This window comes from Streptomyces sp. TRM49041, assembly GCF_008271805.1.
In the GTDB taxonomy this organism is placed as follows: domain Bacteria; phylum Actinomycetota; class Actinomycetes; order Streptomycetales; family Streptomycetaceae; genus Streptomyces.
In genome coordinates this window covers 1-219 of the sequence record NZ_VSRY01000067.1, presented here as the reverse complement: position 1 = coordinate 219, position 219 = coordinate 1, and the positions used below count along the sequence as shown (strand labels likewise).

At 70.8% G+C, this 219-nt stretch carries 1 protein-coding gene; it reads right to left on the bottom strand.

From position 1 onward, the window contains the following. The coding region (locus FVS66_RS34815) for a hypothetical protein (protein WP_187645387.1) at positions 1–219 on the bottom strand (219 nt) is incomplete at both ends.

Here is a 219-nt window from a genome sequence, read left to right as displayed (position 1 = left end):
CCCCACGGGTGGTCACCACCAGCCGCGACTCACCCAGCCACTCGCTCGCCAGCCACCGCTGCACCAACACCAACGCCTCGGCAGCAGCAGTACGGACCGCCCCGGCCGTATCCCCCTCCGAGGTACCGACCGCAGCCAACACCACCTCGGGTGCACGCGCGCCATCGGCCAGGCCCTTCTCCAACTCGGCCAGATCACCCAGCACCACGACCTCGGCAG